The 26,029-nt window shown below is 41.9% G+C and carries 18 protein-coding genes, 1 tRNA gene and 3 pseudogenes; 9 read left to right on the top strand and 13 right to left on the bottom strand.

Going from position 1 to position 26,029, the window contains the following annotated elements; all coding sequences use genetic code 11:
* Positions 1-36: 36 nt before the first annotated feature.
* Positions 37-5,934 (bottom strand): annotated as a pseudogene (locus tag V7K41_RS30265) (trifunctional serine/threonine-protein kinase/ATP-binding protein/sensor histidine kinase).
* A 361-nt stretch (positions 5,935-6,295) separates the two neighbouring features.
* Between V7K41_RS30265 and V7K41_RS33055 the strand changes: the two are divergent.
* Positions 6,296-6,452: pseudogene (locus V7K41_RS33055) on the top strand (IS701 family transposase); the annotation flags it as partial.
* 120 nt (positions 6,453-6,572) lie between these two features.
* On the opposite strand, the gene ylqF reads toward V7K41_RS33055, so the two are convergent.
* The 8 genes from ylqF to trmFO form a co-directional block, all read right to left on the bottom strand.
* Positions 6,573-7,454 (bottom strand): ribosome biogenesis GTPase YlqF, encoded by an 882-nt coding sequence (ylqF, locus tag V7K41_RS30255; RefSeq protein ID WP_334854199.1) that lies wholly within the window; start codon positions 7,452-7,454, stop codon positions 6,573-6,575.
* A 73-nt stretch (positions 7,455-7,527) separates the two neighbouring features.
* A complete protein-coding gene (locus V7K41_RS30250; RefSeq protein WP_334854198.1) occupies positions 7,528-7,935 on the bottom strand; it encodes a VOC family protein in 408 nt (135 codons plus the stop codon).
* Between the two features lie 34 nt (positions 7,936-7,969).
* Entirely contained in the window at positions 7,970-9,388 is a 1,419-nt protein-coding gene (locus V7K41_RS30245) for a DUF3370 domain-containing protein (RefSeq protein ID WP_334854197.1), read from the bottom strand.
* A gap of 28 nt (positions 9,389-9,416) precedes the next feature.
* Positions 9,417-9,581: a hypothetical protein gene (locus V7K41_RS30240; RefSeq protein ID WP_334854196.1), complete on the bottom strand. Its 165-nt coding sequence runs from the start codon at positions 9,579-9,581 to the stop codon at positions 9,417-9,419.
* Between the two features lie 303 nt (positions 9,582-9,884).
* A complete protein-coding gene (locus V7K41_RS30235; protein ID WP_334854195.1) occupies positions 9,885-10,463 on the bottom strand; it encodes a Uma2 family endonuclease in 579 nt (192 codons plus the stop codon).
* A 377-nt stretch (positions 10,464-10,840) separates the two neighbouring features.
* Positions 10,841-10,913 (bottom strand) — tRNA-Arg (locus tag V7K41_RS30230).
* A 44-nt stretch (positions 10,914-10,957) separates the two neighbouring features.
* Entirely contained in the window at positions 10,958-12,145 is a 1,188-nt protein-coding gene (locus tag V7K41_RS30225) for a murein hydrolase activator EnvC family protein (RefSeq protein ID WP_334854194.1), read from the bottom strand.
* Between the two features lie 502 nt (positions 12,146-12,647).
* Positions 12,648-13,964, bottom strand: a complete 1,317-nt coding sequence (gene trmFO, locus V7K41_RS30220) for an FADH(2)-oxidizing methylenetetrahydrofolate--tRNA-(uracil(54)-C(5))-methyltransferase TrmFO (RefSeq protein WP_334854193.1) — start codon at positions 13,962-13,964, stop codon at positions 12,648-12,650.
* A gap of 389 nt (positions 13,965-14,353) precedes the next feature.
* Between trmFO and V7K41_RS30215 the strand changes: the two genes are divergently transcribed.
* A complete protein-coding gene (locus V7K41_RS30215; RefSeq protein ID WP_334854192.1) occupies positions 14,354-14,608 on the top strand; it encodes a hypothetical protein in 255 nt (84 codons plus the stop codon).
* 332 nt (positions 14,609-14,940) lie between these two features.
* The gene (locus V7K41_RS30210; RefSeq protein ID WP_334854191.1) at positions 14,941-16,212 is read left to right on the top strand and encodes a ribulose bisphosphate carboxylase small subunit; all 1,272 of its coding nucleotides are present in this window, start codon (positions 14,941-14,943) and stop codon (positions 16,210-16,212) included.
* A gap of 283 nt (positions 16,213-16,495) precedes the next feature.
* On the opposite strand, the gene V7K41_RS30205 is transcribed toward V7K41_RS30210, so the two are convergent.
* From V7K41_RS30205 to V7K41_RS30195, 3 genes are all read right to left on the bottom strand, one after another.
* Positions 16,496-17,449, bottom strand: a complete 954-nt coding sequence (locus tag V7K41_RS30205; protein WP_334854190.1) for a DUF4351 domain-containing protein — start codon at positions 17,447-17,449, stop codon at positions 16,496-16,498.
* Positions 17,450-17,624: 175 nt separating this feature from the next.
* A complete protein-coding gene (locus tag V7K41_RS30200) occupies positions 17,625-18,374 on the bottom strand; it encodes a hypothetical protein (RefSeq protein WP_334854189.1) in 750 nt (249 codons plus the stop codon).
* A 363-nt stretch (positions 18,375-18,737) separates the two neighbouring features.
* The gene (locus tag V7K41_RS30195) at positions 18,738-19,133 is read right to left on the bottom strand and encodes a hypothetical protein (RefSeq protein WP_334854188.1); all 396 of its coding nucleotides are present in this window, start codon (positions 19,131-19,133) and stop codon (positions 18,738-18,740) included.
* Between the two features lie 818 nt (positions 19,134-19,951).
* Between V7K41_RS30195 and V7K41_RS30190 the strand changes: the two genes are divergently transcribed.
* The 6 genes and pseudogenes from V7K41_RS30190 to V7K41_RS30165 all read left to right on the top strand — a co-directional run bounded on the left by V7K41_RS30190 (position 19,952) and on the right by V7K41_RS30165 (position 22,728).
* Positions 19,952-20,074: a hypothetical protein gene (locus V7K41_RS30190; RefSeq protein ID WP_334854187.1), complete on the top strand. Its 123-nt coding sequence runs from the start codon at positions 19,952-19,954 to the stop codon at positions 20,072-20,074.
* 272 nt (positions 20,075-20,346) lie between these two features.
* A complete protein-coding gene (locus V7K41_RS30185) occupies positions 20,347-20,814 on the top strand; it encodes a DUF4870 domain-containing protein (RefSeq protein ID WP_334854186.1) in 468 nt (155 codons plus the stop codon).
* Between the two features lie 317 nt (positions 20,815-21,131).
* The gene (locus V7K41_RS30180; protein WP_334854185.1) at positions 21,132-22,229 is read left to right on the top strand and encodes a Gfo/Idh/MocA family protein; all 1,098 of its coding nucleotides are present in this window, start codon (positions 21,132-21,134) and stop codon (positions 22,227-22,229) included.
* A gap of 39 nt (positions 22,230-22,268) precedes the next feature.
* Positions 22,269-22,373, top strand: a pseudogene (locus V7K41_RS30175) (HNH endonuclease); the annotation flags it as partial.
* A 39-nt stretch (positions 22,374-22,412) separates the two neighbouring features.
* Positions 22,413-22,658, top strand: coding sequence for a hypothetical protein (locus V7K41_RS30170; RefSeq protein WP_334854184.1), 246 nt, complete (start codon positions 22,413-22,415; stop codon positions 22,656-22,658).
* Positions 22,597-22,728: a hypothetical protein gene (locus tag V7K41_RS30165; RefSeq protein WP_334854212.1), complete on the top strand. Its 132-nt coding sequence runs from the start codon at positions 22,597-22,599 to the stop codon at positions 22,726-22,728. The genes V7K41_RS30170 and V7K41_RS30165 overlap by 62 nt, the downstream gene beginning before the upstream one ends.
* A gap of 118 nt (positions 22,729-22,846) precedes the next feature.
* Here V7K41_RS30165 and V7K41_RS30160 read toward each other — a convergent pair whose 3' ends face one another.
* On the bottom strand, positions 22,847-25,543 hold the full coding sequence (locus V7K41_RS30160) for a DUF3536 domain-containing protein (protein WP_334854183.1): 2,697 nt from the start codon (positions 25,541-25,543) through the stop codon (positions 22,847-22,849).
* Positions 25,544-26,029 lie beyond the last annotated feature (486 nt).

Raw genomic sequence — 26,029 nt, 5'->3', positions numbered from 1 at the left:
CCTCATCTGATACCATAGCTAACAAATTAGATTTAGTTATGCCGATAACGGTAGCTGAATCACAAATTCAGTTCCTTCGCCAAGTTGAGAATTCACCTCGATCGCTCCGCCATGTTTTTCTACAATGATTTGACGAGCGATCGCCAATCCTAATCCTGTGCCTTTACCGACAGCTTTTGTCGTAAATAAATGGTCAAATATTTTTTGTTTTACCTTTTCATCTATACCCTTTGCATTATCGGCGATTGTAATTATAACTAGATTATTTTCTACTGTAGTTGTAATTGTAATACAGTTTGGATTTGCTTTAATTTCGTCAAAACTTCGGTCAAAATTCGATTCCTCCAAGGCATCAATAGCATTTGCTAAGATATTCATAAATACTTGATTTAATTGTCCAGGGAAACACTCAACTTGAGGTAAAGTGCTGTATTCAGTTATCACTTCAATTGCTGGACGTTGCTCGTTAGCCTTGAGACGATGTTTCAAAATTAAAATCGTGCTGTCGATGCCTTGGTGAATATTAAACGGTACTTTATAATCTTTATCGGCACGCGAGAAAGTTCGTAAACTGGTGCTGATATTTTTCAGGCGATCGCACGCCATCGACATGGCATCAATCATCTTGGGCAAATCTTCTAAGCTATAATCCAAGTCAATTTCTTCGGCATGGTCTTTGATTTCATCATTCACATTGGGCAAGCTTGATTGATAAAGTTTTAAATGTTCAACTATATCAGTAAGGGTAGGTTTAGCTTGTTTGAGACTGGCAGCAATAAAACCGAGAGGATTATTCATTTCGTGAGCGACACCAGCAACTAAGTTGCCTAGTGCAGACATTTTCTCACTTTGCACCATTTGTAATTGGGCGTTTTGCAGATCGGTTAGCGCTTGTTCTAAATCAAGTGATTTTTGCTGCAAGGCAAGTTCAGCCTGTTTGTGTTCGCTAATATCAATTACCACCCCATCCCAGATGATTGAGCCATCGGCTTGTTGCTCTGGTCGAGCTGCTGCTCGAACCCATTTGCCGGTTCCTGAAGGCAGGATAATCCGCCATTCTTGCTCAAAGGGTGTGAGAGTTTGGGCAGAGTTGGCGATCGCTTGGGCAATAGCTGGGCGATCGTCAGGATGATTCATAGCGTAAAGGCTATGCGTCCCTGATATCACCAACTCTGGCTCTAACTCATACAAGTCCAAACATCCAGAGCTAACGTATGGTGTTTAAGTTGAACCGTCGGCCGCCAGACGGAATTGGTACACCATACCAGGAATATTATTCGCCAAATTTTGGAAGCGGGTTTCACTAGCCTGCAATTTTGCTAGAGATTGTGTTAACTGTTGAGCATAGTTCTGGGAATTTCGATAAAGTCGGGCATTTTCCAGAGAAATTGCCGCTTGAGCGCAAAGTAAGTTTAGTAGTTCGACGCGATCGCTCGTAAAGGCTTTGGTTACTAAGTTATTTTCCAGATACAAAATGCCCAGCAACTTACCCTGATGCAAAATCGGGCTACACAAGATACTTTTGGGCTGTTGTTGTTGAATATAGGAGTCATTAATTAATTGAGGATGCACCCTAGCATCAATAATCACTGTTGGTTGTAAGCTGCGTTTGACGGTATTAATTAAACCAACTGGCACATCAACAGAGTCTTCAACAGACTGTGGGTTGAGCAACATTGGGTAAAAATCGATTTTGGCAGCCTGGTTCTGTACACCGTCTAAGGAAAGCTGTGCTAACGCCTGAATTAGCAAACGATCTGACTCCAAAAGCATGAACACACACTTATTGGCTCCCGCATTTTCAATGACGATATGCAGTAATGCTGAGAGCAGTTTTTCGAGTTCGATTTCCCCTGAGATAGCTTGATAAGCTTTGAGAATGGCAGCTAAATCTAAAGCAACAGAGACGCTGCTACTGCTGGAAGTGGCGGAACTGGTGGATGTGACACTCCCCAATGTGAACATAGTTTCGTGAGTGGAGAGGGGAGAACGGGTTTGCTCAAAGATGGAGGCGAGGAGTTGCGGATAGCGTCGTTCCAAGTCGGCGACTTTGGCTTTAGCGCCCCAACGAGCATAGCCATAGTAGGCTTCAATTATGTATTCCCCAGCTATGCGCTGCTTGCCCCAGTCGAGGTAAAATTTGGCGGCTAGTTCGTTGGCAAGTGCTTCTTCTTGGGTGTAGCCGTGTTCTTTTGCAAGAGCAATGGCGCGATCGTACAATTCTATTGCCTCTGATTTATGTCCCAGAACCCGATATCGTTCTGCTTCAACCAAATAAAACTTGTGTAAATGATTGGCTGGAATATAGCTAGCCCAAGTTTTGATCTTTTCCTGATTTTTGCTCACCCGCCCAAGAATGTGTTGTTGTTCTGTTGCGGAAACTTGGGAATAGATTGCCAGATGAGCCAGAGAATCATAGGTGTGGAAGATTGGAACCACAAATAATCCGATCGCACCGCCTAGATAATTTTCAGTAGCGATCGCCCCCGCTACTGCTAGTTCAAACTTCCCAAACAGATAACCGAGAAAAAGTTTACTCACATAGAAATAGCACAGCGCAGTTTGATCGCCTGAGTGCTGGAGGACTGACAGCATTTGCTCTTGATTGAAAGCCTTACCAACCAGTTGCCATACTTCAGATCCATCGCCGATTAAATTTAAAATCGATTGCTGAAAAATCCTCAGCTGGGTGAGAAGTCCTTCTTGTTTGAGTTGAGTGAGTTGAAGACGGAAGGCATCGCTCTTTCGGCTTAACTCCCCCAGTTCTTTACCAAAAAACAAAGAGTGCATGACGTAAACGACTGCACAAATGGTAGCTGATTCTAAATCTCCTGTTTCCAGCCCAACTTGATAGCCTTCCTGGAAAAGCGCTAAGGTGTTCCTGAGCGGCTCTTTCCAATGCAATACACAACAGCATACTCCGACACAGGTTCTGGCTTTCAAATTTTTGGCATTAAACTGTTCGAGTAATTTGAGTGCCAGTTGTCCAAACTGATAGCCGCATTCAATGTCTCCTACTGCTCCACAAAGCAGCAGTCCATAGAAGGCATAACCATTTGTAGAGTATGAGGTATTGCCGTACTGAACAGATAAATTTACTTGCTCAAGGACAATAAATGGTAAAAATGCTGGAGCGGCAACAAAGGCAGAAGAAGAGACAGCTACGAGAATCCGCATAGCGGCTAATTTGTCTAACTCTGTCATCTGATGTAGAGCCATTAAATCTAGCGGTTGCCTGCCAGCTAAAATGGATTTGGTTGCTTTGAGCGCCGATGCAATATCTGATTCACTTGGTTGCTTGGGAAAATGGATTCCTAACTGCTCTAAAATCTTAAGAGCCAGCTCCACGCCCTGTAGAAATTGATGTTGGGCTTGAGCGGCTTGAATTTGGATTTCATAGACTTTAACGGTATCCAATAAGGTTCTAGCATTTTCCAAAATAACTAGTGGAAATTGTGCCATCTGCTCAAAGTTGCCACTTAGGTAAGCTGCTTCGGTGGCAGCTTCATAAAGTGTCAGGGTTAGTTCATATTCTATTTGCCACCGATCTTGTGCAAGCATTGCAATACCTATAGTGGCATACTCAAATGCAGCAGTGTATGCTGTTGCAGCTATTGCTTTTTGTGCAGCTTGTAAATTGAGTTGAGCGAGTTCTATTTTCTGAGATGGATTGACAATTAAGCTATTTCCTATATTCAGTTGATTAACAATCTCAAATAGTTTTTTATCCTGTTCTGCGGCTGGCGTATGATTTAGCAAAAGTTGCCCAATTTTCAGGTGAGTGACCTGTTTTTGCTGGTTGGGAATGATAGAGTAGGCTGCTTGCTGAATGCGATCGTGCAAGAATTTGTAAACTGTCATTTGTTCTTTGTGATTTGTCATTTGCAAATGATCGATGACCAATGACGAATCTTGATAAAACTTGTAAACCTCATTGATGGGAACGATCAATCCTTCTTGCAATGCTTTCCACGAGTCTAAGGCAGTTTCCATCTGCGACTTTTCAGAGACGATCGCCAATGTCGCCAAATCGAACTGATTGCCAATACAGGCGGCCAGTTTGAGTACCCCTTGCGTCTGGGTGGGCAACTTTTGCAGTTGAATTGCCATGAACTCTACGACATCATCGGTGAGAGCAAGCGATCGCACTTGCGCTACATCACACTGCCAAAAACCTGCCTCCCAATCAAAGGTAATCAGCCCATCCTCATGCAGTGCCTTCAGAAACTGAGTGGTGAAAAATGGATTGCCTTTGGCTTTTTGATAAACTAACTCTGTCAACGGCAATGCCTGTTTTGTTGCACAACTGAGCGAGTCGGCGATTAAATGGTTCACATCTGCTTGACTCAAAGGAGCTAAGGTCAGAGTGTTGACACAAGAGGATGCCTTTTCAATTTCATCTAGCGTCAACATGAGTGGATGAGCCGCAAACACTTCGTTATCGCGGTATGCGCCAATAATGAATAGATAGCCGCAATTGCTCTGAGACATTAACAACTTCAGCAAATTCAGCGATGCCGAATCTGCCCACTGCAAATCATCCAGAAATATTACCAACGGATGCTCTTTTGTCGCGAACACCTGAATGAACTGTTGGAACAGCAAATTGAAAAGGTTTTGTGCTGCACTGGCAGATAGTTCAGCGATCGCAGGTTGTTTGCCGATCATCTGCTCCAGTTCAGGAATCACCTCGATTAGAACTTGCCCGTTCTCACCAACTGCCGCTAAAATTTTGCTCTGCCATTGCTCCAGTTGGGTATCGCTTTCACTAAGCAACTGTCCTATCAAGTCACGAAAGGCTTGTACAAAAGCAGACAGAGGAATGTTGCGGTTGAACTGGTCATACTTGCCCTTGATGAAGTAGCCGTTCCACCGGACGATCGGCTTATGCACTTCATTGACGACTGCGGTTTTGCCGATACCAGAGAAACCTGCCACTAGCATCAATTGAGAGCGACCATTGGCAACCTGACCAAATGCCTCTAGTAAGGTCTTTACTTCTAATTCCCGTCCGTAGAGTTTTTCGGGTATGAGAAAGCGATCGCTGATATCGCGCTGTCCTAAATCAAACCAGTTGTGTTTGCCTGTTTCTCGCCACTGTTCTAAGCAGGTAACAAGGTCATGTTTAAGTCCTAGCGCACTTTGATAGCGGTCTTCGGCGTTCTTCGCCATCAGTTTGCGGACAATTTCGCCCAGCATCAAAGGCAATTTGGGATTGAAATCGCAGACGCAGGGTGGAAGTTTCGCAATGTGGTAATGCACCAACTCCATCGGTTCGTGGGACTCAAAGGGCAATTTTCCACTCAGTAGTTCAAAGAAAGTCACACCTAAAGAATAGAAGTCACTGCGGTAGTCAATGCCTCTGTTCATCCGTCCGGTTTGCTCTGGCGACAGATAGGCTAGCGTTCCCTCCAATCCATTGAGGCTCTGGATTTCCTGGGTTTCTCGTGGTAAGAGCGAAGCAATACTAAAGTCAATCAGCTTGATTTGTTTGGTGTCAGGGTGAATCAAGATGTTGGCTGGCTTGATATCTTTGTGAATGACGCGCTGTTGATGTAACTGGTGTAAAGTGTCTAGCAGTTGCAGAGCAATGGGTAAGAATTGCTCTAATGTCAGTGTTTTTCCGAGAGTAAATTGCCGCAGGGAAACACCACCAAAGTCTTCCATGACTAGGGCATAACCATTGTGATAGGCTTCCAGGCTGTAGGGTTTGATAATGCCAGGAATATCTAAGTTTTTAGCGATCGCATATTGGTTGCGAAACTGTACTAATTCGCTAAAAGTTGGGTATTCTCGTTTTAAGAGCTTGATGACAACTGGTAGGCGATCGCATTCTCGAACTGCCCGATACACTTGAGTACGAGAACCTGAATAAAGTTGCTCGATGATTTGGTAGCCAGCAATCTTTAAAGTTCCATCAACTTTTGCGCTCATAAATTTTGACGAAAATTTCTTTATACTAGTGTTATCATTCCCACTACCATATCTTGGTTAACAAACGTTAGAAAAGTTGCATTGGGTATGGGGCACTAGAGGCAAAGAGTAGGAATGCAAAGCACCTTCATATCGATCAATAAGCTTGGGTTAAGCATTTTTTCTCTTCTCTCTGTTTCCTCTGCGCCTCTGCGGTTCGTTAAAAAACTTGACTTTGATAAAGAGTTTTAGCTGTTAACCCAAACGTATTACATCAACGATCGTTTCACGCAGTTGCTGTTGTTCTTATAGTACTAGGTCGTCCCAAGTGGCTCTGATATCTAGCGCAATCGCATTTTTACAGGAACTATGTGCTACTCCAAGAAATTATATTGCTTGCACTATTTTAGTCTGGTTTAAGCTCAAAGATTTAGCCGATCAAACTGGTTAAACAATTTATCAAATCAAGCATAGATTATTGTCAAATTATTTAGTTCAGCAATGTAAAACGTCAAGACGTTAAGATGTTTATCGCCTAGTTGTTTGGCGTGTAGCCGCGCCATTACTTGTGGCAGTTGCGTAAGTCCTGTCAAAAATAAAATAGGTTTCCTATATATTATGTAGACAATTTGCAGAATTTTTACTCTTTGAATTTAGATTTAATTTGGTGGTAATTCCAAACTCATTTCACCCAACAATCCCTTGCGAAAATCTGTTAAAAGTTGCCTTGCAGCTCGCTCTATATCACCTTTGTAACGATGTTCTGCTAAGGCGTGCAAATAGGTATCTCCAGTCTCTGATGTCGAATCGAGTTGGTAGCGAGACTGTAATGGTTTTTTTGGTAACAAATCTGCGGCTACAGCTTCCAAATAGTTGAGTAAATCCACTAGAGCTGCTGCTACTAGCTGGTTATCGTAAGATGCTTCACCGATATCATCACAAATAGCTAATTTCAAGGCTGCATCTTGGTCTTCTAATCTTAGAGGGATGACACCAGGAGCATCTAGCAATTCTAAATGTTCCGAAATTCGCACCCAGCGTAGTTGGCGAGTTACCCCAGGACGGGCTGCACTTTCCACAACTCGCTTTCCCAACAAGCGGTTAATTAAAGCTGATTTACCGACATTAGGAAAACCAATCACCACAGCCCGCACTGGACGGGGTAACATACCGCGATCGCTTCTTCTTTGATTGAGTTCTACCCCAGCAGCTTGCGCTGCCCGCGCTACTTCTGCTATACCTTTACCATGTTGAGCGTTGGTAAAATAAGGGACTTCTCCTTGACGTTTAAACCAATCGATCCACAGCGATCGCATTTGCGGCGTAATCATATCTACTCGGTTAAGTATCAACACCCGTGTTTTACCCTCCACCCACTCACCTATTTGGGGATGGTGAGTCGCTAAAGGAATCCGAGCATCTCGTACCTCAAACACCACATCTACGCGCTTTAGCTGTTCTTTGAGCTTCTTTTCAGCTTTCGCAATGTGACCTGGATACCATTGAATCAGGTTTAATCTATAGTTTTGAGTTATAGCCATTTGTCCTTTGTTATTTGTCCTTTGTCCTTTGTCCTTTGTTATTTGTCCTTTGCAAATGACCAATGACAAATGACTAATGACTCCCTCTAGGAGCTTGATGTAAAATCAGACGGTTGCCATCAGGGTCATAGGCATAGATTTCTCTACCGTGGTCAGCAATGGAAATGTCTCCTGGTGGAGGATAGCCCAAAGCAGTTAGATGAGCGATCGCATCTTCTAAGTTACTTACCTCTAAACACAAACTTATCTTACTTTTAGGGTAGAAAGAAAGTGGCTTGTCGTCAGACATCGCTTCAAATTCTGATTCGTTTGTGTTCTTTGGTTTAAAAATACCTAATCGCATACTAACCAAATTAAACTCAGCATAGACATTCGGAATCAAAAGAACTGGCTTTTGCTCCAGCAATTTGGTATAAAAATTCACTAAATTCTCACAATTAACCGATGCTATGGTGACAAATGCGTTAGTGTACTGAACCATATAAGCTTTAAGTTATTTGATTTTTTTGAGACTCTCATTTTTCTAAAGTTCTTACACTCAGCACTTGCGGTGGTGTCGAATCTGGTGGATAAATCACATCTATCTGTACTATCCGCTGAGTTGAAGGTGGAAGTACAAGTTGCACCAATGGTTCTAACACCTGACCAGTTCTGTGCCATAGATGTATGTAGCGCGTCTTTTGTTCACCTTGGTCATCGAAATAGCGTAGCCGCACTGTACCACGGAAGAAAGGAAAATCTAGGGATGGTTTGCGAAAACGCACACCACCTTGAGATAATTTATCTTCCTTCAAAGGTGTTTCTAAAGTAACAGTCACGGTCTGGTTTTGATTGGTATTGTTGCTTAAGGGTAAGGTGAGTTTATATTCCACCCCATAATTACCATGTGCTTCATAAGCCGTATCTGGATAACGTACCAGCATTTTGGCCGTTTGGATTTGTTGAGTACCCAATCGACCACTGAGCAATGTGTCTAAAGCATAAGAAATAGCTTTGCCACGCTGGGGAATAGTCAGATATTTGGTTTGGGGATTATCTACCAACTTTGCTTGCCATTGGGAGCCACTAGATACACCAGCTACACGCCCATAAATCAGTGCGCCACTGGTAGCATTTGGAGGAGTAGGGGTTTTATCTCGCGGACCGGCGAAGTTGCCGGTATTTAGTAAAGCTTCCCATTCTGCAAGAGTTGGTGGGCGTTCTGTGTTATCAGAATTTTTCTTGGCAAACATTGCTAAACTTGCTGCATAAACTTGATCGCTACTACGCAGGCGCATAAAGCTAGAGCGACCATTCACCGGCTTTTCTAGATTTCGTACAGGAATGGGATGATTTAACAACATCCGGCTTTCTCCTGGCGGAATTATCAGCTTTGCGGGAAAATCAGCTTGTCGAACACCCCGGAGTACATCACCAACAGCGCGATCGCCTGGTCCTGAGTAAGCCTTACCATCGTTATTTTCTATGTAGGGGGATAAGGTGACAAAGGGCGCATCCTGCATCAAATAACTCGCGCCTTGCAATACATCTACTGTTACTGGTTTTTTACCAGGGTTCTGCACAATTACGCCCAAATATAGCGTTTGTAAATCCTTGGGAGTGTGGCTGTAGTGGTGAGCGAATAAGTCAAAGCGTCCCTGAAAGGGAAAATTAAGGTGTGCTGCTGGAACTTTTTTACCGTTTGGAGGAAAGGTAGAAAGTAAAATACCCTCAGTTTTAATCCATTCTGGGCTATTGCTGTTAAAAACGGGTATTTTATCCAACTTGCCTGGTAAGGCTCGAACTTCTCCTGGTTGCACAATTTCTTGAGGCGCTGGCTTCGGTAAAGTTTGAGCGATCGCTGAATTATCTTTTTGAGTTGTGCATCCAAAGGTTTGAGTTATGGCAAGTCCTAATAAAAGTGTGAATACAGATAATGGGAATTTAGCCAACATAAATTTGAGCATCAAGAAAGCTGTAGTGTCAAAGAGCGGAAGTTATTACTACAAGTTCCTTGAAGGGAATTTCCGATCGTGCGTAGGCATAGCCCGCCGCAGGCATCGCGATTAAATAAGTATAGTTCCAGTAGCCCACGTCAGCAGGGCTTTTGATGTTTAAAGGAAATGCCGATGGTTTAGGCGATCGCATGACCGCAAATGCGTAGCACTTTCACAATATATATTTGAGTTTTGGCTTCTCATCTCTGCATAACCCCTGAATTATTTCTATCACTGTTCTATGTGATAGATCGAGGTGCGGAATGTGGTTTTAACTTTTCGACGAGGTATACTTGCGATCGCTTCTCTGAGTTGCATTTAAGGCTCAAACTGACATTTTTCAAACAACCTCTAAGGAGACTAAGGGATGCAGCACACCAGCATCAGATTCTATAAAAATTTAAATTTGATAACTTTCTGTAATTGTAGAAATAAAATCAAGATAATCATTCATCTATGTAAAAATCTGCTGTAAATTTAAAACAAAACCAGGAAGAACATCTTCACCCGATAAACTTGTAGGAGATTGTAAAGCTTCCGGTGCTTGATTGGGGCGATAAATGATTACTTGTTTATCTTTAGGATTTATTAACCAACCCAGTTGTAAGCCATTTGCTAAGTATTCCGCCATTTTTGCTTTAGTATCTTCCACCTCATCAGTTTCAGAAACTAATTCCACTGCAAAATCAGGACACAAAGGGATAAATTTCTTTCTTTGTTCTGGGGTAAGAGCATCCCATCTTTCTATCCTTACCCAAGAAGCATCAGGTGAACGAGTTGCCCCATTTGGCAGTTTAAACCCAGTAGAAGAATCGAAAGCTTTTCCGAGCTTAGTTTGTCTGTTCCAAACTCCTAAATCAAGATACAGTTCAAAATTACGGTTTCCCGTTTCTCCCCCAGTAGGTGACATGATAATTAATTCCCCTTCAGCAGTTAACTCTAGTCGTAATTCTTTATTCACGGCTACAATTTGTGCAAATTCCTCATCACTAAATTGCAGATTAGAAGGTAATTGTAAGGTTAAAGCAGTCATAATTAATTGCGCTCCACAAAAATCCTAGTTGCATCAAATCCATGCGCTGCTAAATAGAGCAGATTTAGCCTCTACCTCTACTTTAGGTATTCTCCCCAACAAATGCTCTGTTGTTTTATTTTTTAAAAAAGTTTGGCGTAGGTCTAGGGGTGAAAGACTAAATGAGTTAAGACAAATTGTAGGTTGGGTTAAACAAAGCGCAACTCAACAAAGCCCCGAAAATGTTGGGTTTCGTTCCTCAACCTACACAGTTTAAGGTTTTTGGATAATTTTTGTATTCCAGACTATCCGTTGCCATTCTGTCTCATCGGGTAAATTAGGTTTATCCCATGAGAGAAAATAACCTCTCGATTTTGTGATTAGTCTTGTAAAGGTAACGAGCGCGGAGGGATTTGAACCCCCGACCCACAGAACCGGAATCTGTTGCTCTATCCACTGAGCCACGCGCCCTTATTCTTCAAGATTATAGCACGTCTGTGATAAAATTTGCAGCTTTAAAGATAATTAGCTGGGTCTACGGGTGTACCATTCCGACGAACTTCAAAGTGGAGATGAGGGCCAGTTGAGAAACCTGTGGAACCGACAGCAGCGATCGCTTGTCCGCGTTCAACTGCTTGTCCCTCAGAAACATACAATTCGCTGGTATGCCCGTAGAGTGTAGTCATGCCATTACCGTGGTCGATAATTACCGCTCTGCCATAACCACCATACCACCCAGCAAAAATTACTGTTCCCGAATCGGCTGCCCGAATTTTACTACCATAGCTGGCGGCAAAATCTAACCCGGCATGAAAGCGACGATAGCCAAGAATAGGGTGTATCCGCCAGCCGAAGGGACTGCTAGTAGGAGCATCGCTAGGATATGCCATTACACCAGTTCCCCGAATGATGATACTTGTTCGGCTGTTGGTTTTTGCTTGGGCTTCTGCTACCTTTTGTTGAATCAAGACTTCCAGATTTTTGGATTCTCTTTCTAGCTGATTTTGAGCGGCTTCCAAGGCGAGGCGATCGCTATTCAGGCGTTGAATCAATTCTGATTGCGATTGCGCCTGGGTTTGATAATCAGCTTTTTGTGCCAACAGTTGCTCGCGAATTAAGCCAATTTCGTTTTTTTGCTGTTCTACTTCCGTTTTTTGTTTATCGATGGAGCTTGCTTGGGTGTTGAGTTTTGCTAAAATTTGTTGGTCTGCCTGAAACACTAACTTTAACTGATGACGACGGCTGAAAAAGTCGCTGATATTTTCACTTTCAAGCAAAACCGCCCATCCAGCAAAAGCAGGCGATCGCTGGAGGTAACGCAATCGTGCTACTGTTGCTATTTGCCGCTCCTGATATGAACGTTCTGCGACATCTAAATCAGCTTCTAACTGCTGGAGGCGTTGGGTAGCGAGTTGTAATCGTGATTCGCTCTCTTGAAGATAGCTATCTGTAGTTTGCAGATTTTGCTCTAAACCAGTGAGGTGTTTTTGGGCCTCTTGTTGGAGATTTGTTAAGCGATCGCGATCGTTAACCACAGTCTGACGCTGCTGGTTTGTTTGTTGCTGCTGTTGTCGCAGAGTATCAATAGACCCTGTAGACGTTGCGTCGGCTGGAATTAATGCCAAACAAATCCACAAAATGCAGCAAAATGCAAGAGATAAACAGCAATAAATCTGCTTTTTTTCTAGAAATCGCGCTCTCATAGTGCGAAGCCCAATCAAAACGATACTTTCAAACACTATGAGGATTATTCCCAAAATCTGATTCACCCACACCAATACATTATTAAAAAGCAGGGGAGGCAGGGGAGGCAGGGGAGGCAGGGGAGGCAGGGGAGGCAGGGGAAGCAGGGGAGGCAGGGGAGGCAGGGGAAGCAGGGGAGGCAGGGGAGGCAGGGGAAGCAGGGGAAGCAGGGGAGGCAGGGGAAGCAGGGGAGGCAGGGGAGGCAGGGGAGGCAGGGGAGGCAGGGGAAGCAGGGGAGGCAGGGGAGGCAGGGGAGGCAGGGGAGGCAGGGGAGGCAGGGGAGGCAGGGGAAGCAGGGGAAGCAGGGGAGGCAGGGGGAGAAAGTTTATAACTTGCTAATCATCCCTCGATTCAGCAACGCTGGGGGAGACAAAGGGACAAGGGGCCAGGCAAAGATGAGGGAGTGAGGGAGAAGAATTAATAACCAATAACCAATGACTAATGACTAATGACTAATGACTATTAATTATGATTAGCTTTCCAATTTGCCAAATCAGTTAAAGAGCGATCGCGGTAACGTCCATAACGCTCTGGTTTACTTTTGATTTTCATTCCTAAGTCGGGGAAAATCCCAAAATTAGGCGGCATTGGTTGGAAATGCTTGGGGGAAGCGGAACTAATAAATTCTAATAACGCACCGATCATTGTTGTTGGTGGTAAAACTAAAGCTTCTTTACCCAAAGCTAACCGCGCTGCATTAATTCCCGCCAAGCAACCACCCGCAGCCGCAGCAGTATAACCTTCAGTACCAATCAATTGTCCAGCAGCTAACAATGTGGGACGCTCTTTAAATTGCAAGGTAGGATGCATTAACTGGGGAGCATTAATAAAAGTGTTGCGGTGCATCACTCCCAGCCTGACAAACTCTGCTTTTTCCAAACTTGGAATTAATTGAAAGATTCGTTTTTGCTCGCCCCAACGCAGATTAGTTTGAAATCCTACCATGTTCCACAGTTGACCAGCTTTATCTTCTTGTCGTAACTGCACCACAGCATAAGGACGTTCCCCAGTGCGAGTATCTGACAATCCCACTGGCTTCAAAGGACCATAACGCATGGTATCTTCCCCGCGCTGTGCTAGTTCTTCAATAGGTAAACAGGCTTCAAAAAACTTTGCCGTTTCCCGTTCAAAACCTTTAAGTTCTGTTTGTTCAGCTTTACAGAGTTCTTGTTGAAAGTGCAAGTACTGCTCTTTATTCATCGGGCAGTTGAGATAAGCGGCTTCACCTTTGTCATAACGTGATGCCATAAAAGCAATGTCACGATTAATCGATTCTCCCACGATAATCGGACTAGCTGCATCAAAAAAGCTGAGGTATTCCATCCCGGTAAAGCGGCGCAAATCTTCTGCCAAATCGGGACTAGTTAAAGGTCCAGTTGCCAAAACCACAATTCCTTCGGGAATTGCAGACACTTCACCCCGGTGGAATTCAACTAAAGGATGACTCGCTAAAGTTTCGGTTAAATCTTGGCCAAATTGTCCCCTGTCTACAGCTAGCGCCCCACCCGCCGGGACGGCGTGTTCATCAGCTTTTGAGATGACGATCGAACCAAGTTGGCGTAACTCTTCGTGCAATAATCCTGCCGCGCGATCGCTTGCCATTGCCCCAAAGGAATTACTACACACTAATTCTGCTAAATGTTTTGTATGATGAGCAGGACTAAATCGCTTTGGACGCATTTCATGCAGAATTACTGGCACTCCAGCTTGCGCTATTTGCCAAGCTGCTTCTGTCCCAGCTAGTCCACCTCCAATTACTTGTATCGGTTGTATTTCCATAGTTAAATTTTTAATCCCCATATTATAAGTATCCATCAGCATTACAGAAGTAAAATTAAATAAAAAGTCATGTTAAACCACAACAAGTGCAAATAAAGTATTGGGCTAATTGTAACGTTGAGACTACACTCTCAAGGTTTTTTACAATCAATTTTGCTGTAACGCGAAAAGCCACCATCAGCGGTGGGCTTAACATTTTACAACTGGTACACTGCCAGGAAGTGCGATCGCGTCCTCAGCCCTTGCCTAATTGCATTAATCAAAAAGGAGCAAAATTAGTCATAAAACTAGGATATTTTGTATAAACCCTTGATTTCTCCTTTTTCGAGGTGATACATTAAGTATGTATTCAATGATTAATTAACAATAAGTTAATTAAAACGCGATCTATGACTAAAAACAAAATTAAAGATAACGTCGATTTAAATCAAGCTCCAGTTATGTTTATTGAGGAAGTAACAGATAATGAGGAATTGAAAAGTGTATTCGGTGGCGAAACTCCTCCTGTTTCACGACTAAGCCCTGAGATTATTGCTGCTCTTGCAAAGCGCGGTATTATATTGACTAACGATCCTAACAATCCAAATACATTAACAGAAGAGGCGTTGTCTGCTTTAAAAGAAGTTTTGGGTAATAATACGTAGTAGATATAAACGATTTCCCTTAACTGTAGCGATATGCAATATTAGAACGTGTTTTCAAACACGCTGTCTTCTAAAAAATAGGCTAATCTCAGTAATCTTGGAATTATTCTAATGGCTTATCAAAGTCATTTGATATTGTAATCAAATCTTTGGCACTATCAAATAACAGTAGTTTTCACGAGTCCATGCTTGGGAACCTGCTCAAGTTTGGCAACAGCCAATCAACCCAACAAATGAACAAGCACAAGCTTGTCTAAAAGAAAAGCGATCGCTATCCCCAAAAAAAACTTAACATTAACCTTAGAAGTGTTAATTTTTCATCACATAAACTCATGGGTTACTACATCGCTCCCCGCTTTTTGGACAAACTTGCTGTCCACATCACCAAAAATTTCCTGAAGCTTCCTGGCGTGCGAGTTCCCGTGATATTGGGTATTCATGGACGCAAAGGAGAAGGCAAAACATTTCAATGTCAATTAGTCTTCGAGAAAATGGGTATCGAAGTGACTAACATATCTGGTGGCGAATTGGAAAGTCCAGATGCTGGAGATCCAGCGCGGTTGATTCGGTTGCGTTATCGAGAAACAGCAGAACTGATCAAAGTACGCGGCAAAATGTGTGTACTGATGATTAACGATTTAGATGCCGGTGCTGGACGCTTTGATGAAGGGACTCAATATACTGTAAACACGCAGTTGGTGAATGCCACACTGATGAATATTGCTGATAATCCCACAGATGTCCAATTGCCGGGAAGCTATGATTCCACACCTTTACATCGTGTGCCGATTATTGTCACAGGTAATGATTTTTCCACCCTCTATGCACCGTTAATTCGGGATGGCCGGATGGAGAAATTCTACTGGGAACCAGATAGAGATGACAAAGTGGGAATTGTCAAGGGGATTTTTGAACAGGATGGACTATCACAGAAAGAAGTTGAACAGCTAGTTGATACTTTTGTCAATCAGTCCATTGACTTTTTTAGCGCTTTGCGATCGCGCATTTATGACGAACAAATCCGCAACTACATCCATAAAGTAGGTTTTGAGCAGATATCCTTGAGTGTGGTTAACAGCGTTAAAGGACCACCAGAATTTAAAAAGCCAGATTTCAGGTTGTCTCATTTAATCGAGTCTGGTAACTTCCTCGTTGGCGAACAAAAACGCGTGGAAAATTCCCATTTGGTTGATGATTACAATCGACTCAATCGAGGTAGAAATTCTCAATTAGTACCACCTGCTGTTGTAACACCAATTAGTCAGCCGTCAAATGGTGCAACCCAACAAGCAAAAACTAATGGATTCCAAAAACAAGAAGCATCCAGTCCACATTTGACTCTAGATACACAAGCTCAAATTAGGGAATTATTATCTCAAGGTTACAAAATTAGTATTGAACACGTAGATGAGCGCCGCTTCCGCACAGGTTCTTGGCAAACTTGTGTTCATAGCAACATTGATGCCGAGTCTGATGCCATCTCAAATTTGGAGGCAACTTTGACAGAATATAACGGTGAATATGTGCGCTTAGTAGGTATCGATCCCAGAGCCAAGCGGCGGGTGGTGGAGACAATTATTCAGCGTCCAAATGGAAACAATTAGGGGCAGATACAGCAGAATCCGAGAGTTAGGAATCGGAAGTTAAATCGACGGTTAGACACTGCGTCTACACAGACAAAACCCGCAAAGGCGGGTTTAAAAAAGCTTTATTTTCTATTAACTCATATCATGTCCAGGTAATTAGCTGCTAAAGAGATAGTTCGGTTAAGGCAAGAGACGCAATTTATCGCCGTCAAGACAAAAGACTGATTATTGTAGAGACGGCGATTTATCGCGTCTTTGCAATCATTTATCGCATCTTTTTGATCTTCCATCAATAAATTTCCTATGCTGTTTGATTTGCCTCCAACCAGTTAAGTAAATCCTGAATGGTTGTAAAATCCAATAAAGCCTCGCCAAGTGCTTCTAATTGCTCTAGAGAAAGAGTTTGAATGCGTCCTTGAACCTCTTGTGGTAACTCTCCTACCCGTTTTTGTAGTTGTCGTAATACAAGTGTTTGTCCTTGTTCCTGTTTTCCTCGCTCGTAACCAATGCGCTCGCCTGTGGTAATGTAGCTCATAGTTCGCTCCTGCTCATATTGCTTAAACTCTTGCCAAAATTCTGCTTCCAAGGCTTTTGGTAAAATCATAACCCAATCAATAAATCGATAAAGGTTACGAATATCTTTTTCTTGCAATCCTAATTCATACAATCGGCGAATCAAGCTAAATTTCCAAGCTTTACGTTCTCCTGGCTTTTTACTTGTTTGCTGTGTCTTCAAATGCGCCATTACGACAGTTGCAAATGGGTTGTCACTGGCTTCTAATTCTGTCCAACGATTTTGATAATCCAGCAGCTTGACGGTTCCAAATTCAAAGTTAAGCCTGGTATTGGGATAATTATAACTATATTGATTGGGTCGCCATGTTGGGTTTGTATCGCACAAAATCGCCAAACTCATAGCAGGTTTCGCAAATCTGTCAAAAATCCGCAGGTTGTAAGAAAACATTCTTTCTGCAAAGGTATCTTCTGATTTTGCTTGGATTTCTACATGGATTAATAGCCAAGTTTCTTGTCCTTGAATTTGCCAGACTTTAACTAATTTATCTGCATATCTCCTACCAAGTTCTGCTTCACGGGCTATTTGTTGAAATTCCTTATCAAGAAATTCATGGGGACGTTCCCAATTAATTAGTTCTGCTGTTTGGGGAAAGAAAAATTGCATTGCTTGGGGAAAGTAAGCTTCTAAAATTTCTTTCCAGGGGCTATCATTATCTGCTCTTTCCAGTTCCTCGTTCATTAGTTGATTTTTATACCATCTAGTAATCCTAAATCATTTGTGAACAACAAGATACCCAACTTCTCTAATAAGTTGGGTATCTAAGGCTGCGAATTCGATTCGCCAGGTTTTTTGTTAATTCTTAAACAACTGGAAACAATATGTTTCCTCAATTTGGTAGCTAAATTTTTCTCTTTTAACTACAAGTATTTGCTGAAGCTGAGTTCATATTTCTTAAATCACCTGTAAATGTGGCTGTGTATTGATAAGGTGATGAACCAGTGCAATACATGGAATTTGTATAAGTGTTACGGGGATTCCACCATGACATTGCTTTCACAGTCAAATTTGCGCCATTCCATGATAGATAATTGACAAGTAAAGAGTTCGTTTGTCCATTATCTGGCTTTTTACCTGATAAAAATGTGGCATAATCAACCTGGCCATTATCTGGATTAATCCGGGCTATAACTGCGGCTTTTGGCCCGCCTCCACTACCATAGCTAGGCAACCACCGACCACTGGCAAAGCGGCGAAAATCATTACCTGCCTGAGTGCCTGTGGAAGAGTAAATGCCATATAAAACATCACTTCCATTCCAATACAATCCGTAACCTGTACCATCGTCATTTGTTGTCTCGTAATCATTACGACACCATGCTTTTATCCCATTATTGAAGCGGATAGTTACAGGGTTTTTATTATTTGAGAGTTGCTGATAACCAACGTAAATTCTTGCTGTTCCATTAACTACTTTGGGGCCATTTTTAGCTGCGATTGTCGCTTCACTATCATTGCAACTGAATGTCACAGCATCACCGAGCGATGTATTTATGGTTTCGGCTAAAACTGGAGCAGTTTTTTGTGTGAGAACTAAATCACCTACTAAAATTACAGACAAAGAAATGCCCGCAAAATACTTTTGTAATTTGCCAGAATAAATCATGTTATGAATCTGCCGAGACAAGGAACGGAAAACACCGTATCACTATAAACTCTAATTAGTATTTAGACAAGCAAAATGGTTAAAAACACTATGCAGCAAGACTCTCAGTATTGCAAAATATTAGATAAGACTACAAAATACCCGGTCTAATATGCGTTACTATGCATGATAGTAGCTGTATATAATTGTTGTTTATCAAAGAGTGCGAGTAAATATAAAAAATTGCAATAGGTTATGCTTTACCATAAACAATTGCAGTATTTGAGAAAATAAATTTAATTAGCAAAGTAGCCTTTGTTCGTTCCCTACAACCCTTGCAAGAAGATTGCTTTGGCTGTGTCTTATACTTTTATCCGGGCTGTATTAGGTAGTTTTAGGATTTTCATCTGATGCTTCTCCAGCAGCAGCTTTCAGGCGGCTCAATCTGCTTTTGCGAATCCGTTCGCTATCGCGAACCCCACCCGCCATTTCATATTCGCTGCTATCTTTGCCATATTTAAAAGCAACCCCTCTTACCATCTTGTCTGTAAGATTACTTAGGGTTTTTTCCATCGCATCAATTTTAGTTTTAGAAGAATCAATTACAGTTAAAGCAATGTTATAAGCATCAAGCATAGTTCTTAGCTGCTCAATTGCTTGATTCAAGTTTTGCAAATCGCAATCATCACCAAAATTCATATTTGAATCAATTGCTTTTAGTCCAGCGGATCTTAACTCAGCTTTTTCGAGAACACGGGATGTACGTTTTTTACGAGACATCAATATACTCCTTAGAAAGGTTTCTAAAGCTACTTTGCCTTACTAAAGCTATTTTTTGGTTCAGTAAAATTAGTGAATAATTATATTTGTTAAAAAAATCCAAACCAATTTGAGTAATTTTTCTTAATTTTAAGTTTTTACCTGTTTTTCTTTGCAATTGCTTTAATGTTGATGAGGAACATTGCAATCTTGATGAGGAATATTTCAATGTTGATAAGGAATATTGCAATGTTGATGAGAAATATTGTAATGTTGATAAAGAATATTTCAATGTTGATGAAGAATCTTGCAATGTTGATGAAAAACGTTGCAATGTTGATGAGGAATATTGCAATATCAATCGGGAATATTGCAATTGACCTCTTGCATAAATGCAAAATTCGCCCTCATCCCCCAACCCTTTCTCCCAATTTTGGGAGAAGGGGAGTCCTCACCCTAAGTCTCTCTCCCAAGCTTGGGTGAGGGCTTTTGATTCATGCAAGAAGTCTAATATAAATAGGACTTACGCACAGGTAACGGAAAACGAACCACAGAGGACGCAGAGGTCACGGAGAAATGAGAGTTTGAAAGGGTTTTTGCGTAAGTCCTAATAAAATTTCAGGCGTTGCATATTTGCGTGTGGGATGGGCATCTTGCTCGTCCCTTGTATTTCTGCGCGGGCGAGACGGCCAGAAATACAATAATCATCCCTTGATTCAGCAACGCCAAATTTCAGACTGTTTTCAGATTGCGATCGCCTAAGTTGATGAAATTCTCAAAGGTTTTACCTTAAAAAGCTACGCCAACGCCATCTTTAGCAGTGCTATTTGCGAAACTTTGTGCCAAAAGAGGGAAGCAGAAAGTCCAAAAACCTCTCCCATCTGCATCTGTGCGATCTTAACGATCGGTTTTTAAGCGGACACGGTATCAACTGGCGATCGCAGATCATCCCCAAAGCATAAGTGTGGGGAGACAAAGCGTAGCTTTGGCGGGGTGATTCGGATTTAATGAGCGATCGAGCAAACATGATATAACGAAGATATAGCTATAACTGCCGTAAAACAACTTGATGTAGAAGTTGTGCTACTGCCAGGAGAAAGCATAGTCTGGGAAATAAAACCTCTTCTCGTAAATTCTGACCGAGAAATACTCAGATTTTAAACTCTTGTTTGGCTTTTTTATAGATAATTACAATGGGGAATTATATTGTAAATCCACCTAAACATAAAAAGCCATGAAAGAAAAACCTAAACAACAAATGCGTATATGGGCGATGTTGTGTCATTTCTCAGCTTTGGTAGGATGGATATTATTGTTTTTTTTGGTATTTCTTGGCATTCCTTTATATTTACCTTTAAATATTTTACCTCCACTTATAATTTGGCGCTTTAAAAAATTTCAACATCCCTGGATTGATTTACAAGGTAAGGAATCATTAAATTTTCAAATATCTTTAACTTTTTACACTTTTATTGTTATAACAATATCTTTATTTTTAGTATTAACTAGCGTTAGTTTGGCAGTGACTACTAATGGTTCAATTAATGAAATGAAAAATACTTTAGACGGCTTATTAAGTATACTTATATCATTAATTTTATTCAAACTGGTACTACAATCTTTTGTAGTGACTTTTGCTGCTATTAAAGCTTACAATGGTGAGCATTATCGTTACCCCTTTACAATTAGAGTTTTACGATAAGACTATAGCAATCTTAAATGAGATTGTGAAAGTTTTTGTTATGGTCGTCCTTGGTCATTTGTCAAGAGTCATTTGTGATTACAAAGGACAAATGACAGCCAACTCCAAAAATATTTCACAAATGATTTAGGACTGCTATATCTGATAGTATACTAGATTCAAAAGAACGATTGTGCTAGTTGTTATCAAATCAATAGCAAGCGCCAAGTAGGAGGCAAATATTGTCTAAAAAGTTTGATATAACTATATATTAGATATGATTTACAAAAGAATATTAAACAAAAAATAAGTTGCATAAATATGAGGATAAAAATTAGATGATTGGAGTTGCGATCGCAGGCACTGGATTTGGTCAAAAAGTCCACATACCCGGATTCCAAGCACATCCTCGCACTGAGGTAGTTGCTGTTTATCACCGAGATATAAATAAAGCCAAAGCCATAGCAGAATCCCATAATATTTATCACGCTTCCGACTCACTTGCCGATATTGTGGCATTACCAGAAGTGCAAGCTGTCAGCATTTCAACACCGCCTTTTTTGCACTATGAAATGGCAAAAACTGTATTGCAAGCTGGGAAACATTTATTACTAGAAAAACCGACAACTTTAAATGTATTTGAAGCGAAAGAACTTTATCAGTTAGCTAAAGCAAAAAGCGTTACTGCAACTGTAGACTTTGAATTTCGCTTTGTACCAGCATGGCAATTGTTTGCAGAATTATTGTCAGAGAACTATGTGGGGAAGTTGCGCCTAATTAAAATTGATTGGTTAGGTTCTTCTCGTGCTGATACTTCACGCCCTTGGAATTGGTATTCTGACAAAGAGAAAGGAGGCGGTGCATTGGGATCTTTGGGTTCTCACGCCTTCGATTATATTCACTGGTTATTCGGATCAGTGCGTAGATTAAACGCCTATCTGAGTACTGCTATTCCTACACGAGTTGACCCTATTAGTGGGGAATCTAAGGCAGTGAATACAGATGACAACTGTATATTAACCCTGGAATTAGCCAATGGTACACCTTGTCAACTTTCTATCAGTGCGGTTGTTCATGCAGCAAGAACTCATTGGGTAGAAGTATATGGCGATCGCGGTACATTAATAGTGGGCAGTGAAAATCAAAAAGATTATATAAATGGTTTTCGTGTTTGGGGTTCCCAGCCAGGTAAATCTCTAACAGAAATAGAAATACCGAATCGGTTAATTTTTCCCAAAAATTATGCTGATGGGCGCATTTCAGCATTTATCCGAGTAGTAGACCAATGGGTGCAAGGAATTGACCGCAATCAGGAAATTACACCATCACTACGCGAAGGAATTTATTCTCAGTTGTTGATGGATTTATCTCATGAATCGCATCAAAAATCAAGTTGGGTAGACGTACCCACTTTGGAAGGATTTCTTAATAACTAGAAAACAAATGAGCAAAACTCCCCGCATTCGTATCCCGCCGGAAGTCAAAATGATATCAGCAATCTCCAAACTCTCTGTTTTACCTGTAATCAGCAGAAAACAGATCGTATCGCTCTGCGTTTTCGGCGATATTTTCAGCTTTAGGTTACGATGGTATGAGCTATTAGTTTCTCTCTCCTTTCTATGCCTCAAAATAAAAATAGCAATTCCCTAATATTTTTCAATATTAGAACTACACTTTTTTACTTATTCACTGTCATAGCTATTTTAGTAGTAGCCTTTCCCTGGCTATATGAGATTAAAACGAAAGCTGGGATCGATATATCACCTGGACGCCATGCGGGAACATTTTTTGAAAAACATACCCGTGGACTTTTCAAGTGTGAGTGGCTTTATCCCTACCATTGCGATCGCTCTCACGTTAAGTAAAGGAAATTACAGCACAATTCAGGAGTTAGAATGGGCTACACCCCTTTACTGTAAAAATAAAAAGGGATAATTATCTTCTTTTCTGTGTGTGAAATTTTTATCCAAAAATTGACCTCGTTCCCAGCTAAAGACTGAGAACGAGGTTTTGAGTTAAGTTGATACTAATGTACTGCTGTGAGTCCTTACATCTATCCCAACTGATTTGAGATCGAGCTAACATCAACGGCTAATTTTTTACCCAACTTGAGCAACTGAAGACATTGATTATCTCCTTCATTATCAAGGCTAGTGATACACACTGGCGCTATCTGACTGTGCAGACAACTATAATACAATTCTTGCGATCGCTGTAGGGAAATATCAATATTTAATTGATCCCCGACATCAATCAATCGTTCCAGTAGTTGGATATCTGCATTAAAGCTACCATTTGCATCGTGCAACAATTGCCAGAGCGATCGCGCAATTAACTGTTCTAACATCTGCTTACCGTCGGGAATATTCAGCCGACAACGCAGATGTTTTGCTTCAATAGCGATCGCCTCCAATTCTAATATGTGACTCCAACTCTTTTGGGGATCGGCAATCTCTTGCTCAAGCGATCGTAATGCGATCAGACAGCGATGCCCTAAAGCAATATCGGCTGCTACCTGTAATTCTTGTGGTACTGCTATTTCATCGCGATGAAACGCCATCAGCACCCCATAATTATCACGGTAGGCTTGAGTATATAACTGTCCTAAACGTGCCAGTGTTTCTTGACTTAGCAGCCCCATAATCCGGTGGCGTTCTTCAGCAAATAGATTTTGCAAGCTAAAAGCTTCTTTGCCAAATAGCTGTGTCATCGCCAAAATAGTATGAGCCGCACTAGCTTGTTTTAGTGCCCCAAACAACTTTTCTTTTAATTGGCTGTAGTTACGCCGCCCACTAAATTGTTGAATGCAGCAGTGGAAATCCCAGCCTCCCAAATGCAGAACTGCAAATACCAAATGCTCACTTTCCCAAGTAATCTCTGATACTAGCTTTAAATTTCCCACAGCCAGAGTTAGCGATCCCATCCGTTGTAGTTGGTAATCTAGCTCATTGGCAGCGTAGCAATAAACCCGCTTATGGTAACGCTGAGACTGTTTCTCAGCAGCATCTTTTCTAGGCAAAGAATTGTGTGTCTCTGCTGATTTCTGATTGGTAAACAGGGAAGTAATGGCGTAATGGGCTGTAACTTGCTTAAAGCCCAGTTGGGCAGTTAACACGAGTTGGCGATAAATTTCCGCACCGTGTTTGAAGTCATCCACATTACTGGGGGCTAAACCAAGACGTTTGACGAAGCCTTTTTCCAACTGCACACCTGCGACTTCCCCTGCCAATTCCAAAGCACGGGCTGCATAGCGCAGAATTTGTGTCCCCTCTGGACGAGAAATTTCTTCAAAAAACCAGCCGCAACTAGTGAACATTAACAACGCATGACGCTGCATTTCTAACAGGCGCAGGGCATCTACTTGTTCGGCTGCGGTTAGTTTGTGGGTTTGATGACGCGAGAGGAAACGGTTGACATTGGTAGCAGAGCGATCGCGCATGACTTGGATATATTCATCCCGTGTTTGCCAGGGATCGCGAAATAACTGCCTACCATGTTCCTCATACACTTCAATTAGCTGATCCCGCAGCCAATTTAGGGCATCCCGCAGGGGACGACGCCATTTCTGATGCCAAACACCGCCTTCTCCACCACAACCACAGTCATCTTCCCATCTGCCGACACCGTGGGCGCAACTCCAGGCTGTGACTGATTTTAATTCCACTTCCCAACTGGGAGAATTTAAGCTCAGGTAGTGGGCGAAGTTTGTCACCGTCCAACCCTGTTGAGGAAACTCTTTAGTAAAGGCATAGGCTAAAGTTTTCTCAGTTCCCTTCTTGTGATGTCCAAAGGTTTCCCCATCCGTCGCCACAGAAATCAACTGTGCCAGACGATGATCCCCACGCACCGCCGAACCGATACGTCCGGCAAAGTGGCTGGAATTATAAACGACATCACTAAAACCCATATCCCGCGATATCGGGCCATCGTAGAAGAAGATATCAATGTAGGGTTTGTCATTTGTGATTTGTCCTTTGTCATTTGTTTCCTTTGACTCTTGACTATCTTTCAAATAACAACGGTAGGGACGGGTGGAATCAATCTGACTGCCGCCAACTTCGATCCATTCAGGATGAGGATGATCTGGAGTGGGGAGGGGACGACAACGCAGGGCTTGAGATGGTGCAAGGACAATGAAGCGAATACCCTCAGCAACAAGAGCTTCTAGGGTGGCGTAGTCTACAGCAGTTTCTGCTAGCCACATCCCTTCGGGATCGCGGCCAAAGCGGGAGCGAAAGTCTTCTTTACCCCAGCGAATTTGGGTATATTTGTCGCGCTCATTCGCCAGAGGCATGATGATGTGATTGTATACTTGCGCGATCGCATTGCCGTGACCATCCAAGCGATCGCTACTTTTGGCATCCGCCTCTAAAATCCGCTGATAAACCTCCACATCGTAGCGTTCTAGCCACGACATCAGCGTTGGCCCAATATTAAAACTGAAATACTCATAATTGTTGACGATCCTCACCACTTCGCCTTGGTCATTTAAGACTCTGGCAAAGGCATTCGGGCGATAGCATTCCCAATGAATCCGCTCATTCCAATCATGGAAAGGTGCAGCACTCGGTTGGCGTTCAATTGCGTCCAGATAGGGGTTTTCCCTTGGTGGCTGGTAAAAATGACCATGCACCGTCACATAAACACCATTAGCCTTTCTCAGGGGATCGGTTTCTTTGGTGTTATTGGGATCTGAATGTAATGTTAACGTTGAGCCAGAGCTAGCTGGCATTTCAGCAGCAGAAGTCATGTATATTTATCCAAAACAAAAAACTTGCAGTTGTACCGAAAATATTGTGCGTAAACCTTTCTCCAATAGTTTGAACACAAAATCCGGTATAAACAACAACTATGGAATCCAACTAAATTTTTGACAAAGCGGTTTCATTGTAGTGGAAAATCTGCGTTATCGCACAGTCCTTTTCCTGAAGGCTCAAAGTAATTACCTATTGAACAAAGCTTCAGTTAGAGGTTTTTTCTTCTTTAGCGCTAATCAAAATTTTAATTGTCTTTTAATATATTAAACCCCATTTTTGATGTAATATTTTGGCTCAAATTCATACTTTTGCAACAAAAGATTACAAGAACTGATTATATCGCAATTTTGCTTTACACAACAGCCACAGCGGTGAACGGAAAACAGTACAATCTCTGAATTGTTCTATAGGCGGTTGAGAGTATCCTATGGGAGTGCTGAGTGAAAGTGATTGTTAATTCAACACTCCAAATTTGAAAC

It is taken from the genome of Nostoc sp. (assembly GCF_036917415.1).
In the GTDB taxonomy this organism is placed as follows: Bacteria; Cyanobacteriota; Cyanobacteriia; order Cyanobacteriales; family Nostocaceae; genus Nostoc.
This window is presented reverse-complemented; position numbering and strand designations above follow the sequence as displayed.